Genomic DNA, 14,584 nt, shown 5'->3' on the forward strand with positions numbered 1-14,584 from the left:
AGTTGTTGGGGATAAAAGACAACTTTAAAATTTAGTAAAAAGGCTCTTTAGATCCTAGTAAAGTCCCTCCATTCTCCTGGTAAAAGTCCTTGATACTTCTGAGTAAGAAAACGATCGTCTACGAGTACAATCACTCCTGTATCTGTCTCAGACCTGATTAATCGGCCGCCTGCCTGTAGCACTTTATTCATTCCAGGGAAGGTATATGCGTAATCATATCCATTTTTTCCCGTAGTTTGAAAATAATCTTTCATAATATTTCGTTCTAGACAAAGCTGTGGTAAGCCTACTCCAACAACTACGACACCTTTCAATCTATTCCCTTTTAAGTCAATTCCTTCAGAGAAAATACCACCTAATACTGCAAAGGCAATCAGTGGTTCCATACTATCTTCTTTAAACTCTTGTAAAAATTGTTCCCGTTCATCCTCAGTTAGCCTGTTATTTTGAAGGATCGTGCGGATTTCAGGTTCGCTAGCGGTAAAGTCTTCATAAACACTTTTCATATACTGATAGGAAGGAAAGAAAATCAGATAGTTTCCACTTCGTTCTCTCAAAAGCGTTGCGAGCATGTCAATGATCTGTTTTTTTGTATGGTCTCTGTCATGGTACCTGGTCGATAAAGGTTGCAGAAAGACCTCTGTTTGTTCTTTTGCAAATGGTGAAGGAATCGATATGGTATAATCCTCTGACGTACCCCCTAGCATATCCAAAAAATACTGAAGTGGTAATAGTGTGGCAGAAAAATAGACAGTAGTTCGGAACTTTTTACTAATCTGTTGCAAGTTATAAGAAGGATCCAAACAAAACATTTTAATATGAACCTCATTTTTCTCCGTTTCCACATATGTTACATACCGTTCATCATAGAGCTTTGAGATTTTAACAAATCCAGTTGCGGCAAAATAGGTATCCAACAGCAATGTTTGGTCTACTGATTTTGTTGGTTGTAATAATTCGATCTCAGCGTTATGAACAAATTCTTCAAGCATGTTGATGAGGTCCGTATCTATTTCCTTCAACACAAGATGCCCTTTCTCGGAACACTTTTTCTTCATTTCAATAAAATATTTATTTAGTTTATGAACAGAATCATGCAAATTCGACCCTTTATATTCACGTTTTAATGTAAGAAAATCTGACTTTTGTAAATCAGCTGAAAACATCTCTCGAGCTCGATCGACTAGATTATGAGCTTCATCGATTAATAAGGCAGACTGTCTTTTATGTTCATCAAAAAATCGTTTCAGTGACACTTTCGGGTCAAAAATATAGTTGTAATCACAAATAATGGCATCTGCCACAAATGCTAAGTCTAAGGAAAATTCAAATGGACAAAGCGTATGCTTTCTCGCATATTCCTCAATTGTCGATCGATTAATAAAGGTTTCATGAGAAAAAATATCTAAAACAGCTCCATTTATTCGATCGTAATATCCATTGGCAAACTCGCAATACTCCTTTTGACAAAGGGTTTCTTCTTTAAAACATACTTTATCCTTTGCAGTAATTGTCACAGCGCTCATACACAAACCTTTATTTTTCATATGTGAAAAAGCCTCTTCGGCAGTTTGTCTTGTGATTGTTTTTGCGGTTAAATAAAACATTCGCTCAAGCTTACCTTCGCCAATCGCTTTCACTGTTGGAAAAATTGTAGAAATGGTTTTTCCAATACCAGTAGGTGCATTTGCAAAAATATTACTTTCCTCTGCTATGGTTTTATAAATGGCCCCTGCGAACTTACGTTGACCCTCTCGATATGTTGCAAACGGAAAAGGTAACTTTTTAATGCTTTGATCTCTTCTTATTTGATGCTCTTGCATGAGAGATGCATAGGGAAAATACTCCTTCACTAGTTCATTTACAAACTCTTCGAGGTCCTCAAAAGTAAAATGGCTTTGAAATTTCTTTTGCTCTTCTGTAAAAGCATGTATGTATGTTAATTGAACAATCATTTCTTGCTGTTCATGATCTTTTGCATATATATAGGCATACACTTTCGCCTGTGCCCAGTGTACAGGGTATGTTTCCTCTTCTATTCCACTCAAGTCTTTTGAGGTTGACTTAATTTCATCGATAAGGATTTCATCATCACGAAAAAGCAACCCATCACATCGACCTTCAATCATGAACAGCATCTTTTCATATTCAATTTCCGTTTTAAGAAAAACTTCCTTTTGATCTGTTTCTTGATACGTACTTTGTATGGCCTTATGGGTTTTTGTCCCTTCTGTAAGGGTTGTAGCAGTTCTAAAACTATTATCAATACTTCCACTACGAAACACATATTCAACTAATGTTCGTACAGAGAGCTTTATTTCGGGTAGCATGTGATCACCTATATTTAAATTCGATTAGTTATATAGTACAAGGTATAACAGAAATTCACAAAGATTAAGTTGGCTAGTTATGAAATAAAAAAGGGGGCAAAGTTTTATAGATTATCAAAAATTAAAAGATACGGAAATATGAGAACACTCTCCTTCGTAGTCTTTATCCATAATAAACTAAAAATAACACCGTTTCCCTCGCAAACGGTGTTAAAAAATTAAAGTCATAAAAAAAGGCATTAATAACATTATTTAAATGATTCTATTCGACCTTTTTACCAATTTCATGATCAGGTGATGTTCTGTTTCCTGTTGAAGTTTCATACCCAACCTTGTAAGTTGGTTGTGTCGATTGTTTTAACGAATCTGGCATTTTATATTGTTCCAAATCATCCTGAAACTGCCTTGCGCTTGGATTCTCTTCCATTATTACACTCCTTCTTCATTTTAGAATTCTTCTTGAAAGAAAATGGACTAATTATCTTATTTCCTAGGATGTCTCATTACCTATACCTGATATTGGTGATCCAGTAGATGTGTGTTCAACCACCCATTCACGTGTCATATCAGCAATATTTGACCAGTTTGGAATCATGTTCGCATGTTCTTGAATCCAGCTCATACAAAATTGCGGATCAATGCTATTCTGCTCACACTCCGATAAAAAAGACTGAACTGTCGATGCATTACAGTTCTCCCAAGTTCCACAGGTTGACCGCCATATTCCTTCCATTTTTTCTTGGATAGAATTATTTGTGGAATGATTGAGATTATTTTGATTGGTCATATAGGCACCTCCAAAAACTATTTATGAAATACATATCTCATTATGTCCAAAGTGTAAAAAACCATGTAAGAATAATCAATGCAGAACATGAATACTCAATTTTAAAAAGCATTCTGTATTCTATAACTGAAAAGAAGCAGTAAAAGAGTTCATTTTTAGATACTCTGAAAATAAGGATGCGCTGATAAACAAACGTTAAAAATCAGTTCTTATCATCTAAAAATAAACTTATCAATAAATAATCCCTTTACTCTCTTTTTCTATAATGTAATGGAGCATAGCCGGTAACCGCCTTAAACACCCTGCCAAAATGGGTCACACTGCCGAAGCCGACCTTCTTATAAATCAAGTTGACCTTAATGGATGAGGATTCCAAGAGCTTCTTCGCTTCCTTGATCCTAACATTGTTCAGGTACTCTACAAATGTAAAACCTGTCACTTCTTTAAAAAAACGACTTAAATAGTATGGGCTTACGTAGAATTTATCTGCCACTGATTGTAGCGACAGTTCGTACATATAATTGTTGTTGATATAGCGTACAACCTCTGAGATTCTTTCATGCATAGTGCTTGGAGATTCTATTTGCTCGATGCTAGTTTGTTGGACATGCCGGCAGCAAATAATGAGCAGCTGCAACACCAATGTTTGAGCATACATCTCGAAGCCCGGTTTTTTCAATTGAATCTCTTGAATAATCGATTGCGAAAGCGTTTCAATTAAAAGCTGCTCTTGGAGAGGACATCTAACAATTATGTACTCCTGTTCGAACAAAGGCTGAAGAATATTCCTATAGGAAGGATTCCCTGCAGCCATGCAGATCTCATGAATATTTACGATAAGCCGCTCATGCTTATGTATTTCTGTATTGGTTGTCCGATGCAGGATATTAGGTGAAATAATAACAATATCCCCTTCGTTAATCACTAATGTCCGATCCTTTAAAAAAAACTCCCGTTTGCCTGAAATTAGATAAAAAATTTCAAACGTACTGTGAAAGTGATTGGCTGGCATATGGTGGCTTAGCGCTTTCCTGTGTGACACCGTAAATGTCTCATCAGCGTTTTGAAATAAAATGCTTTTCAGACTGTTCGCCTCCTCACATTTCGATTTTCTTTTATTTTAGGCCTCTGTTTCCTTTTCTGCAAGATATAAGAGGTTTTCAATTAATTCTGCAAAAAATGTACATATTTTTATGCTAACCTAATCTTAAATACATATAGGAGGGATTTTCACTATGAATGTTTCTGAATCTAGTACCAATAAGATACCAACAGAGGCACTAACCCCTATTCAATGGGCTGAGAAGGCTTGCGAAACATTAATGGCAAAATTTGAACCGGAACTCCTTCCGCCAGAGCGATTTCACTATCATCAGGGAGTCTTTCTATCTGGTATGGAGAAAGTCTGGAGGCTGACTCAAAAAGAACAATATTTCGACTATATCAAGCGTTGGGTGGACAGCCATATTCTCGTAGATGGCAGCGTTCCAAAATGTAAAACAGATGAACTTGATGACATTCAGCCGGGTGTGCTTCTCTTTACTCTTTATGAGCAAACCGGTGATGAACGGTATAAGAAAGCGTTGTATAACCTTGTTCCTCTGTTAAAATCATGGGAAACCAATCAATCGGGCGGGTTCTGGCACAAGGGGCATTACCCGAATCAAATGTGGTTGGACGGATTATATATGGCCGGACCAATCGCAGTTCAATTCGGTAAGACCTTTGGAGAATACGATTATTTTGACATGATGGCATATCAAGCCATCCTCATGGAGAAGCATACAAAGGATCCAGACACAGGCTTGCTGTATCATGGGTGGGATGAAACGAAAGCAACCAATTGGTCAGATCCTGTTACTGGCTTGGCTCCGGAGTTCTGGGGACGCGCAATCGGCTGGTACCCTGTGGCACTGTTGGAAATGTTCGATCACCTTCCTGAGGATCATAAAGATAAGAAAACGTTGACAACTATCCTTCAGGACCTTCTCATTCCCCTAACGAAATACCAAGATCCAGACACCGGTTTATGGTTTCAAGTAGTTGACAAAGGACATCTGTCCGATAATTGGTTGGAAAACTCTTGTTCTTCACTATTTGTTCAAGCCATTGCCAAAGCAGTCCGATTAGGCTACCTGGACGACAAGTATCTGGAATATGCTTGGAAAGGCTATCAGGGTGTAATTGATACGTTGAAGTTTGATGAAAATGGAAACGTACTCATCGGCAATATTTGTATCGGAACAGGAATCGGCGACTATAATCACTATATTGCCCGCCCTACCAGCGAGAATGATCTTCATGGAGCTGGAGCGTTTATTCTCATGTGTGCTGAAATGAGTCAAGCGGCAAAATAAGATGTGAATTCAGAACAAAACAGGAGCCTTTTTTCAGGCCCCTGTTTTTTATAGGTATTTTCAGTACCCTTTCACAACAGTAAAAGCTATTTTGTCATCAAAATTTCCTGGGCAAGCGCATAAACTGACTTTTTCCACCAAAAAATGAAGACATTCGAGTGATATGGGATAAGTTAAACCTGAGCACTTGTCATATATTTTCTTGACAACTTCACCATCTTGCTTAAAGTGGTATTAATATAGTATCAGTTTAGTTGGGAGAATTAATCACAGCCCTTTAATGACAGGTTCAGTTTTAGTTAACGTCCCTGCTTAAAAACATTAATCTTTTTATTTCTGAAAACCCATTTTTCTTATAAAACTCCTCGGCAAGAATACCTCTGTCGGTTAATAATGATATGGTACTTACTCCATCTGATTTTAGTTCTTTTAGTAAGTAATTCATAAGCTTAGATCCCACGCCAGTATTTTGTTCCTTTATCCTTACACACATTTCATTGATAAAGAACTCGTCACCACTCCACCAATACTTGCGAGTACCAAAAATAAATCCGATGATTTCTTCTCCGTCAACAGCAACAATGCCCATAAATCCAGGGGTATTCGTGAAGTCTAGTAAATATTGCTTTGCCGTTTCGTTCTTCCATTCATCATTCCAAGGTTCTTGATTAAACACATCGATAAATGTTTTCGTACATTCTAAGAGGTTCTTTTCTTCAAATAATTTAAGTTCCATTTCAATTACTCCTCGATTTTAGCCAATATAACATTAATAACTTCTACAGCGCTGCCCGCAAATTAATCTCAATCATTCTTCTTTATAATAGTTTAAAAGTTATTTTCCACATTAACAACTGGTCTGTTATCAATAAAGTCTATTTTACGAACAGCAACACCTATTTGTGCTTCTGCAGAAAAATACATATAATACGTTCCATTGTATTTATTCACACCCGGTGCCCATGCTCTTGAACTTGCCCATGCTACATCATTCAAATCCAAGGCTAAACCCTACTTACCTACTCACCCACTTAATCGTCTTCGAAAGGAGTTCAGTAAAATGATTATCTAAAAGCCCTTCTTTATTATGGGCAGGAGTAAGACAGCATACCCGCCCTTTTCCATAGTCATGAAACCATCCTGCGATGGATTGACCCACTTCTGACTCTGATTTTAAAAAGATATTCGTTTCCTCTATATTTACGTTAACAAAATAATGCTCATCTTTTATTTCAAAAGATACTGGTCCAAATTCATCGTTTCCTATTACACTTGTATATTTCACTTGATAATGAAGTTCAGGATGATATTCAAAATAGCCTTTTAACATTTTAGTATAGCTACTCTCGGCGGCATAAGAGGCAAGTCCTGAATGCCAGCCTAACCAACCGCCACCTTGGTCGACATACTGTGCAATCGCTTCACCGATCTCATCAGTCATCCAGGTATCTACCTTTTGGTCGGTTGGATTGACCCGATCCTCTTTAAATAAGATAACGGCATCTGGTTTTTTCGCCAATTCTTCAATTAACTGGCCCGTTTGAATTTCGATACAATTAACCTTTTCGTTTTCGTTTAGTATGGTTAATGCCCGATTTAAGGAAGCTTGAATCGCTTCTTTCGAATGATAGTAATCACCTAAAAGGGCCACGATTTTTTTCACATCAATCACTCCACGTTTCTAAATTTACCTACAATTTAACCTTTTGGTTGAATCGAATTGGACTTGATTAATATTTGACCCCCAAACAATCGTTTGAGTGTCTGTAGATTTAAAATGGCATTGGTTCTCCCTGTGTATTAATAAACGAGGAGGTACCAGTAATTTTCTGTTTTTTCTCGATAATATCCATAATACCTCTTGCTGAATCCTCTGGTGTACCAGGGGCTTTCTCTCCACCCATGTCTGTTTTGATCCATCCAGGATGAACAGCAAATACAGATACCTGATCATCAGCTAGATATTTTCTTAGTTGTTGGGAAAACATGTTTAAAGCTGCTTTAGAAAGTGCGTAAGGATAATCCCCGCCGTATGCATTTTGGAAACTTCCGGCTTCAGATGAGATATTTATAATCGTAGAATTAGATCCTTTGGACAGTAGTGGCAAGAAATGTTTAATGACACGCATCGGTCCAAAAAGGTTAATATTAAACGTCTGCTCCACCTTTGCAATATCTATTTCTTCAATTGTTTTTGATCGTTCATCCAAAATTCCTGCATTGTTAATGATCACATCGAGAGTGATGTTTTCCGCTTCTAGTTTTTCAAGGGCCGCTTGGCAGGTTGCTTCCTCGGCAACATCTAGTGATAGAAGAGAAACCTGATTTGGAAAAAGTGAACGTAGTTGTGCTAATTGATCCATTTGTTTTTCAGGGTTTCTGATCCCAGCAAAAACAGTGTGTCCCCTTTTGACTGCTTCGATCGTCAGTGCAAGACCTAGACCACGGTTAGCACCTGTGATTAATAGTTTCATATAAACCTCCTCGATTCATTCTTTACGATTTATGTCCTAACTCTTGTAAACCAAGCATAACACCCAGCTGAGGAACGGAGTCAAAGAAGCAATACCTACCAACTCCGTATTCTCCTTTATGTACTAAAGGAATCCCTTTTTCTTCGACAAAGTTAATATGTTCTTCAAAACCATTCACTGTAAATGTAATAAATTGAACCCCTTGCCCATGCTTTTCCTTGAACTCAGTATAAGGACTCACTTCATTAAATGGCTCTAATAGCTCAACTGTGACTGGCCCCATTTGAAGGTTCGCTATTTTCACTCGCGCCGGAACTTGTTCCCCACGGAAAACGGTATAGGTTTCACGTGTTGGATCCGGGGTGTAATCTTCAGGTGGTAAAATAATCTCAGGCATCTCTATACCAAATAGTTCTGAAAAGTTTTTGGCAGCAGCGTTTATGTCATCAACGATTAACCCTACTTTAATAAGATTATTATTATCAATTTTATTCAAAACCGCTTCCCCCTATTTATCGTTTTCAAGAAGCTCTAACATTATCTTTAGATCTTTGAAAGTGTCCATATAAGCATAGCGTCCACCTGTATATTCCCCTTTTTGTACCAAACGCATATTTTTTGATTCCATCAAAGTAACTTTATCTTTCATCCCATTGATAATAAAGGCAATATGGTGCGGGCCTTCGCCATGTTCATTGAGGTGATTCCTCCAAGTGCTAGGATGCTGATCAGGTTCAATTAATTCCAATTGCAGTGAACCCATATCGAAAAAGGCTAATTTTGAACGGGCTTCTGAAGAGACTCCTTCAAATTCTGTTTGGGCAACATCTACTGTGTCTGTCCAATTCCACTGTGGTTTTTCAACACCAAAGAAATCTGCATAAGCTTGTGAAACCGTGTCGATATCATGAACCAAAATACCGATTTGCGCAATAACATTTGTACCTAACACACCATTTTCAAATTGAGTTTTATTAGTCAAAATACTTCCTCTCCTTTTTGAAGGTAATTTATATATTTACAATGGTTAATCCATTGTCGTTCACACTTAAACAGTTTAATCTTCAAATCCCCATCTTTTCGACAGCTTGAAAAAGGCCGTTGTCATGAGTAAGGCAATGATCAAGAGAATCCATGCTTGTGCAGAAGCATAACCCATATCGAAGTACTGAAAAGCATTTCGATAGAGATAGAGAGAATAGAACAACGTGGAGTTGTCCGGACCCCCATCGGTGATGATAAAGGCTTCTGCGAAGGATTGGAATACCGCGATCATTCCAGTAATGGAGTTAAAAAGAATCGCGGGTCGTAGCCCTGGCAATGTAATATGAAAGACTTTTTGAATCACATTGGCACCATCAATGGAAGCAGCTTCATACAAAGATTTAGGGATATCACCTAAAGCTGCTAAATAAATCAAAATCATATTTCCAGACATCCAAATTGACATTAAGATGAATCCCGGCTTTGCCCATGTTGGACTTGAAAACCATCCAGGTCCATCAATCCCAACAATACCCAGAATCGAGTTTACAACACCAGAATCAGGCTGTAATACCCAAATCCACAAAATAGCCAGGACGACAAAAGGAACCAGTGTTGGTATGAAGAAAACAACTCTAAAAAAGGAAATTCCTTTAATATTCTTTGTATTTAATAGAATAGCAATGAAGATCGTAACAACAGTTGTGATCGTTAAACCAACAAAAATCATGTACAAGGTATTACCGAGCACTGTTAAAAACAATTCATCTTCAAATAGTAGCTGCTTATAGTTAGCAAATCCAATATATTTAGGATCAGCAATTAAGTTATACTCAGTCAAGGAATAGTAAAGAGAACTAAACATTGGATAAGCTGTAAAACAGAGAAAACCGAAAATCCAAGGAGAAATGAAAAGCAGACCATTTCTCAAATTTCTTTTTTGTATGTTCATATTTATTCACCCCTGTTTTTTAAAGAGAATAGTGATAATTTGCTTTTAGAATTCAAACATCACCTTATCCTTTTGAACCTGTGAATGTGATACCTTCAATGAAATATCTTTGCAGAAAGAAAAAGATTATAATAATTGGTAGTGTCATGGCCACACCGATCGCCATGAGTAAGCCCCACCTTGGATCATTTTGTGACATAATTTGCTGAACACCTAAGGATAGTGTGTAATGGCTATTATCACTTAAGAAGATAAGAGGTCCAAGAAAGTCTCGCCATGCTTCGATAAACTGAAAGATAACGACTGTAGCTAATATGGGCTTTGATAATGGTAAAATAACTTTCCAAAAAACGGTGAATTCACTAGCTCCATCCATTTTCGCTGCTTCAGATAATTCTTTCGGTATCCCTTTAAAAAACTGTCTTAATAGGAAAATAAAGAAAGCATTTCCGAAAAAGTGTGGAACAATCAAAGGATAGAAGCTTCCAATCCAGCCAATTTCTTTAAATAAGAGAAATAAAGGGATCATTATTACTTGAAAAGGAAGCATCAATGTTGCCAAAACAATGATGAAAATACCATCGCGATATTTCCATTCAATTCTCGAAAAACCGTAGGCTATTAAAGAGTTAGAAAGCACCGCTCCAATACATGTAAAAACAACAACGATGAGTGTGTTCTTTAAATATAAAAAGAACGGAAATGCCGAGAAAGCTTCCTTATAATTTGACCAATTTAGCGCTTCAGGAATCCAAACGGGTGGATTAGCAAAGAGCTCCGAACTATCTTTTAACGAACCAGATATCAGCCAAAGAAATGGTACAACAAATGCTAATGAAAATAAGATCAAAATCAAGTAGACGAAAAGCTTACTCATATTTTTGTTTACTTTACTCAGTGTTGTCGTTTGCCTTTGATTGGGAAGAATGTTTCGTTGATGTTTTGATTGCTCGACTGGGAGTGTCATCTTCATATAAGGCTCCCTCCTTACCTTTTTTCATGGTCCGGATTTTACCGCAAGGCAAAATCCGGTTATAAAGGTTTATTTTTTGTCTAGCTTTTCTTGTAATTTATCCTGAGATTTTTGAAGAAGCTGTGATGGGTCTTCATGATTATAAATCACTTTATCACGAATACTTGTAAGTTCATCACCCATTTCGCTGGCTACAGAGGTTAATGCAGGGTGACCTGAATCTGGTGACTCCGCCACTTTTAACACGGTTTCATAAACTTGGTCGTTCTCCCATTGAATGGCATCTGATTTTTCCTTCCAAATCGAAATGGATCGCCAAATATTTATGTTATCCGCTAGCACCTTGTCTTGGTTGCCGTATAAAGCAAAATTTATGGCTGCTTGTGGATTTTTTGCCCCTTTTGGAACAAAAAATACGTTTGTTCCAAATACAGAAGAATCTTTTCTTCCCTCTGGAGGACTAGGAATCGCTGCTACTTTATATTTGGTGTCTGGTGAGTAGATTTTAAGGGCATTAGCAAACCAGTTCCCACTAACTGTCATTGCTACTTTTCCAGTCATAAATGGGTGGTCTGGAGAAAAGGCCCCTCCAAATCCTGATGTAAAGGATTTAATTTTTTCGGGATTATATCTCACAGCATAGCTATCCATCCATTTAAATGAATCAATCATCGATTTTTCATTTAATGAAACCTTTTTCGTTTCTGGGTCATACATTGTAGCACCAAAAGCCCATGGCCATGTATAAGGATCCTCACCTGCATCAATCCAAGGAATAAAACCTAATGTTTCAATCGATCCATCATTATTTAATTTCGTTAAAGCTTCAGCTACTTGATCTAGTTCTTCAATTGTAGTTGGCGGATTTTCCGGATCTAATCCAGCAGCCTCAAACATATCGACATTATAATACAGCAGGTTGACGTTGGAATCCTGTGGAAGAATATATGTTTTTCCATCAGGTTGTTTCATTAAAGAGCGAAAACCATCTAGAACTGTATTCTCATCAAAACCTGCGTTTTCTAAATACTGATCAAGAGGTTCTAAAGCACCCTGGGAAGCTAGACTATATGCAAGTTGATAGTCATTTCCATCTCCTAATACTAAATCTGGTGGGTTTCCCCCAGAAATTGCAGATAAAAGCTTCCCATTTGTTATACCATCCGGTACGTATACTGCATTAACCTTTACACCTTCTTCTTCTTCATAATCAGCAATTCTTTCTTTATCCCATTTTTCAGAATCTCCACCCCATGGATACCAGTATGTAAATTCTTTGGAGTTTTCATTAGATGTTGATGAGGATGAGGAATTGGAACTTGAACAACCTGTAAGGACTAAAATAAGGACTAAGCACGAAATCAAACTCATTGAGACGATTTTCTTCACTACAAAACCCCCTAATTTAAATGAAAAATTTCTCCCGGATAAAAAAGTAAAGTTAATGGTTTAAAGAATCCCCTTTTTTTGCTACACACCTCCTTTAATTAAAGTGTTTTATAATAAACACGTGAACGCGCGTTTATTTCAGAGTATAGTTGATGAATGGTTAACATCACAGACTAAAACACAATAAGCAAGCGTATACATTTCTGAGTATTCTAAAAAATATAGAGTAAAAAAAGGAGATTAAAGAGAAAGACAAGACTCTCTTATAATCAATTCAGAATCCATCGTAAGCTTAATCCCCTTATTATTTGTTTGTTCAATTGTTTTGATCACATCATAGGTTAAACTTTGCATCATTTTGCTAAAATTTGCTTTAAAAGTCGTTAAAGGTGGATGAAATAAACTACTTAACACGTGATCATCTATACCAATAATGGATATGTCATCTGGAATTTTAATTTGTTTTTCATTAAGAGCTCGAATTGCACCAAATGCAATACTATCGTTTCCAGCAAAAAAGGCTGTTGGTAATTCAATATTTGTTTTTAAAAAGCTTTTCATCGTGTTATATCCATTTGCGCTACTAAAATCTGATTGTAGAATCCATTCCTTTCGAACGGGTAGACAATGATGTTTCATTGCTTTAAGGTAGCCTTCTAATCTAGCAGACCCAGCGTGTCTTTTTAGATCACCATTGATGATTCCAATTCTTTGATGATTTAAACTAACTAGATAATCTATGGCTTTCACGGCCCCATTTTCATTGTCAAAGCTATAGACAATTCGATTTGGTTCATTACGCCCAGGTAAATTCTGGTCAACAATTCCGATGATAAAACCTTCTCCAATGAGTTCTTCGATGAAAGGTTCGTGATTATCCGCACCCATAAAAATACCGGCGTCAATTCGATTTTGGTAAAAAACAGTTTTCACTCTTTCAATATTTTTAGGAGATTTACAATCTCGAATTATATTTGTTAACACATAGTAATCATGATTTGATGCTGCTTCGATTACACTAGCAATCAGCATATTACTTGTTGGGTCACTTGATACACTACCTTTATCAATGATAAATAATCCAATATTCCTCATATTTTTCCCCGCGAGAACCTGGGCGGACATATCTGGGAAGTAGTTGTGTTCCTTGATAACCTTCATTACCTTTTCTCTCGTTTCTGGCGGAACACTTGGATAATTGTTGATCACTCTACTTACCGTACTTCTAGATACACCAGCGAGTTGGGCAATTTGTGTGCTATTCATTTTATTTCTTTTCATGTCTCTTCCCTCTTCCGTAAACACGCGTTTATTGATTGGTTTTATTCTAAACCTATAATTACATAGTGTCAATGAATTTTTAAAATTTTCGAACAATATTTTGAACGCGCTTTCATTTTTTAAAAAATGATTTTAGATAAAAACAATGTAGTTATATATACTGAAAAAAATACATAAATTAATAGATTGACGCTCAGTTAATCAACGAAGATTAAAGAACCGTACAATAGATGATTATGTACGGCTAGATAATGCTTTTAATTTATTTTTCGTATTATGTCATTTTCTAAACTATAAACACCCTTACCTTCAATAGATTCAAGATGTCCGTTTAGAAAGTAAACACAAGTATTTTCATCTATACCATAATTTAAATGGTTATTAAATTTATTGACTGAGTTTCTTAAATGGGTTTCATCATTCCATTGTGTAAAGTGTACAGCAATCAATACATCGGATATTAATCCCAATCCTTTTCTAAATTGAAATTCGTTTTGTTCATTATCTTTAGGGGAAATAATACAAAATTCAGGACTTATTAAAGCACCTGCCGAAAATCCAGCAACAGGAATACCTAAATCATACCTTTCTTTTATTGTGTTGGAAATCGAGGTCTCAACAATGTAATCAGCATATAAATTCGTATCCCCTCCCCCAATAATGATTCCTGAACTATTTTTTAAACAATCAACAACTTTTTCAATTGGTGTTGAAGGAAGGGGTAAATAATAGAATCCATTTAATCCTAAATCTTCCAACGCTTGTGTATATCTGGGCATATATTGTTCCCAGCCATCCCTCTCTACAAATAAAATTGAGACAGAATCATTTGTTGAAGCCTTTATTACAAACTGTTTTGCCATATTTAATGTGAATGGAGGACTGCCTCCAAAAAGGAATAGATGTTTATACAACATATCACCTTCGTTTTTTTATTAGAAAACTATAACATTTATTTGTATTATAACTACAATCTTTTAGAAAACAGCCATTAAAAAAGACGAAGTGGAGCTTTGTAATAAATTTTCTTTCAATTACAGGTCTTAGTCAAAAGGAT

At 36.4% G+C, this 14,584-nt stretch carries 16 protein-coding genes; 1 reads left to right on the forward strand and 15 read right to left on the reverse strand.

What is annotated here, in order from left to right:
• Positions 1–47: 47 nt before the first annotated feature.
• From HUW50_RS23445 to HUW50_RS23460, 4 genes are all read right to left on the reverse strand, one after another.
• On the reverse strand, positions 48–2,330 hold the full coding sequence (locus HUW50_RS23445; protein ID WP_066339065.1) for an ATP-dependent DNA helicase: 2,283 nt from the start codon (positions 2,328–2,330) through the stop codon (positions 48–50).
• A gap of 262 nt (positions 2,331–2,592) precedes the next feature.
• A complete protein-coding gene (locus HUW50_RS23450; protein WP_185653399.1) occupies positions 2,593–2,757 on the reverse strand; it encodes a hypothetical protein in 165 nt (54 codons plus the stop codon).
• Positions 2,758–2,820: 63 nt separating this feature from the next.
• Entirely contained in the window at positions 2,821–3,117 is a 297-nt protein-coding gene (locus HUW50_RS23455; RefSeq protein WP_066339068.1) for a hypothetical protein, read from the reverse strand.
• Positions 3,118–3,364: 247 nt separating this feature from the next.
• Positions 3,365–4,129 carry an AraC family transcriptional regulator gene (locus HUW50_RS23460; RefSeq protein WP_232329085.1) on the reverse strand — a complete coding sequence of 255 codons (765 nt, stop codon included), beginning with the start codon at positions 4,127–4,129 and terminating at the stop codon, positions 3,365–3,367.
• Between the two features lie 223 nt (positions 4,130–4,352).
• On the opposite strand from HUW50_RS23460, the gene HUW50_RS23465 reads away from it, so the two are divergent.
• On the forward strand, positions 4,353–5,474 hold the full coding sequence (locus tag HUW50_RS23465) for a glycoside hydrolase family 88/105 protein (protein ID WP_185653400.1): 1,122 nt from the start codon (positions 4,353–4,355) through the stop codon (positions 5,472–5,474).
• Positions 5,475–5,769: 295 nt separating this feature from the next.
• Here the strand turns inward: HUW50_RS23465 and HUW50_RS23470 are convergent, their stop codons facing one another.
• The 11 genes from HUW50_RS23470 to HUW50_RS23520 all read right to left on the reverse strand — a co-directional run bounded on the left by HUW50_RS23470 (position 5,770) and on the right by HUW50_RS23520 (position 14,444).
• Positions 5,770–6,210, reverse strand: coding sequence for a GNAT family N-acetyltransferase (locus HUW50_RS23470; protein WP_066339075.1), 441 nt, complete (start codon positions 6,208–6,210; stop codon positions 5,770–5,772).
• Positions 6,211–6,302: 92 nt separating this feature from the next.
• Positions 6,303–6,476: a hypothetical protein gene (locus tag HUW50_RS23475; RefSeq protein WP_157094509.1), complete on the reverse strand. Its 174-nt coding sequence runs from the start codon at positions 6,474–6,476 to the stop codon at positions 6,303–6,305.
• A 13-nt stretch (positions 6,477–6,489) separates the two neighbouring features.
• Positions 6,490–7,137, reverse strand: a complete 648-nt coding sequence (locus tag HUW50_RS23480; RefSeq protein WP_066339082.1) for a ThuA domain-containing protein — start codon at positions 7,135–7,137, stop codon at positions 6,490–6,492.
• Positions 7,138–7,246: 109 nt separating this feature from the next.
• On the reverse strand, positions 7,247–7,948 hold the full coding sequence (locus HUW50_RS23485; RefSeq protein WP_185653401.1) for an SDR family oxidoreductase: 702 nt from the start codon (positions 7,946–7,948) through the stop codon (positions 7,247–7,249).
• A 22-nt stretch (positions 7,949–7,970) separates the two neighbouring features.
• Complete coding sequence (locus tag HUW50_RS23490; RefSeq protein WP_066339088.1) at positions 7,971–8,444, reverse strand: VOC family protein; 474 nt, start codon at positions 8,442–8,444, stop codon at positions 7,971–7,973.
• Positions 8,445–8,456: 12 nt separating this feature from the next.
• Complete coding sequence (locus tag HUW50_RS23495; protein WP_185653402.1) at positions 8,457–8,930, reverse strand: VOC family protein; 474 nt, start codon at positions 8,928–8,930, stop codon at positions 8,457–8,459.
• A gap of 75 nt (positions 8,931–9,005) precedes the next feature.
• A complete protein-coding gene (locus HUW50_RS23500) occupies positions 9,006–9,884 on the reverse strand; it encodes a carbohydrate ABC transporter permease (protein WP_066339091.1) in 879 nt (292 codons plus the stop codon).
• A gap of 64 nt (positions 9,885–9,948) precedes the next feature.
• A complete protein-coding gene (locus HUW50_RS23505) occupies positions 9,949–10,857 on the reverse strand; it encodes a carbohydrate ABC transporter permease (RefSeq protein ID WP_232329086.1) in 909 nt (302 codons plus the stop codon).
• Between the two features lie 69 nt (positions 10,858–10,926).
• Entirely contained in the window at positions 10,927–12,246 is a 1,320-nt protein-coding gene (locus HUW50_RS23510; protein WP_232329087.1) for an ABC transporter substrate-binding protein, read from the reverse strand.
• A 240-nt stretch (positions 12,247–12,486) separates the two neighbouring features.
• On the reverse strand, positions 12,487–13,527 hold the full coding sequence (locus HUW50_RS23515; RefSeq protein ID WP_083964781.1) for a LacI family DNA-binding transcriptional regulator: 1,041 nt from the start codon (positions 13,525–13,527) through the stop codon (positions 12,487–12,489).
• 257 nt (positions 13,528–13,784) lie between these two features.
• Positions 13,785–14,444, reverse strand: a complete 660-nt coding sequence (locus HUW50_RS23520; RefSeq protein ID WP_260445592.1) for a Type 1 glutamine amidotransferase-like domain-containing protein — start codon at positions 14,442–14,444, stop codon at positions 13,785–13,787.
• Between the last annotated feature and the right edge of the window lie 140 nt (positions 14,445–14,584).

The sequence above is a fragment of the Metabacillus sp. KUDC1714 genome (assembly GCF_014217835.1).
GTDB lineage: Bacteria > Bacillota > Bacilli > Bacillales > Bacillaceae > Metabacillus > Metabacillus rhizosphaerae.

Excerpts from the sequence above, each read along its gene's own strand:
- HUW50_RS23445 (WP_066339065.1), bottom strand. The coding sequence starts at position 2,330 with ATGCTACCCGAAATAAAGCTCTCTGTACGAACATTAGTTGAATATGTG.
- HUW50_RS23450 (WP_185653399.1), bottom strand. The coding sequence starts at position 2,757 with ATGGAAGAGAATCCAAGCGCAAGGCAGTTTCAGGATGATTTGGAACAA.
- HUW50_RS23455 (WP_066339068.1), bottom strand. The coding sequence starts at position 3,117 with ATGACCAATCAAAATAATCTCAATCATTCCACAAATAATTCTATCCAA.
- HUW50_RS23460 (WP_232329085.1), bottom strand. The coding sequence starts at position 4,129 with ATGCCAGCCAATCACTTTCACAGTACGTTTGAAATTTTTTATCTAATT.
- HUW50_RS23465 (WP_185653400.1), top strand. The coding sequence starts at position 4,353 with ATGAATGTTTCTGAATCTAGTACCAATAAGATACCAACAGAGGCACTA.
- HUW50_RS23470 (WP_066339075.1), bottom strand. The coding sequence starts at position 6,210 with ATGGAACTTAAATTATTTGAAGAAAAGAACCTCTTAGAATGTACGAAA.
- HUW50_RS23485 (WP_185653401.1), bottom strand. The coding sequence starts at position 7,948 with ATGAAACTATTAATCACAGGTGCTAACCGTGGTCTAGGTCTTGCACTG.
- HUW50_RS23500 (WP_066339091.1), bottom strand. The coding sequence starts at position 9,884 with ATGAACATACAAAAAAGAAATTTGAGAAATGGTCTGCTTTTCATTTCT.
- HUW50_RS23505 (WP_232329086.1), bottom strand. The coding sequence starts at position 10,857 with ATGAAGATGACACTCCCAGTCGAGCAATCAAAACATCAACGAAACATT.
- HUW50_RS23515 (WP_083964781.1), bottom strand. The coding sequence starts at position 13,527 with ATGAAAAGAAATAAAATGAATAGCACACAAATTGCCCAACTCGCTGGT.
- HUW50_RS23520 (WP_260445592.1), bottom strand. The coding sequence starts at position 14,444 with ATGTTGTATAAACATCTATTCCTTTTTGGAGGCAGTCCTCCATTCACA.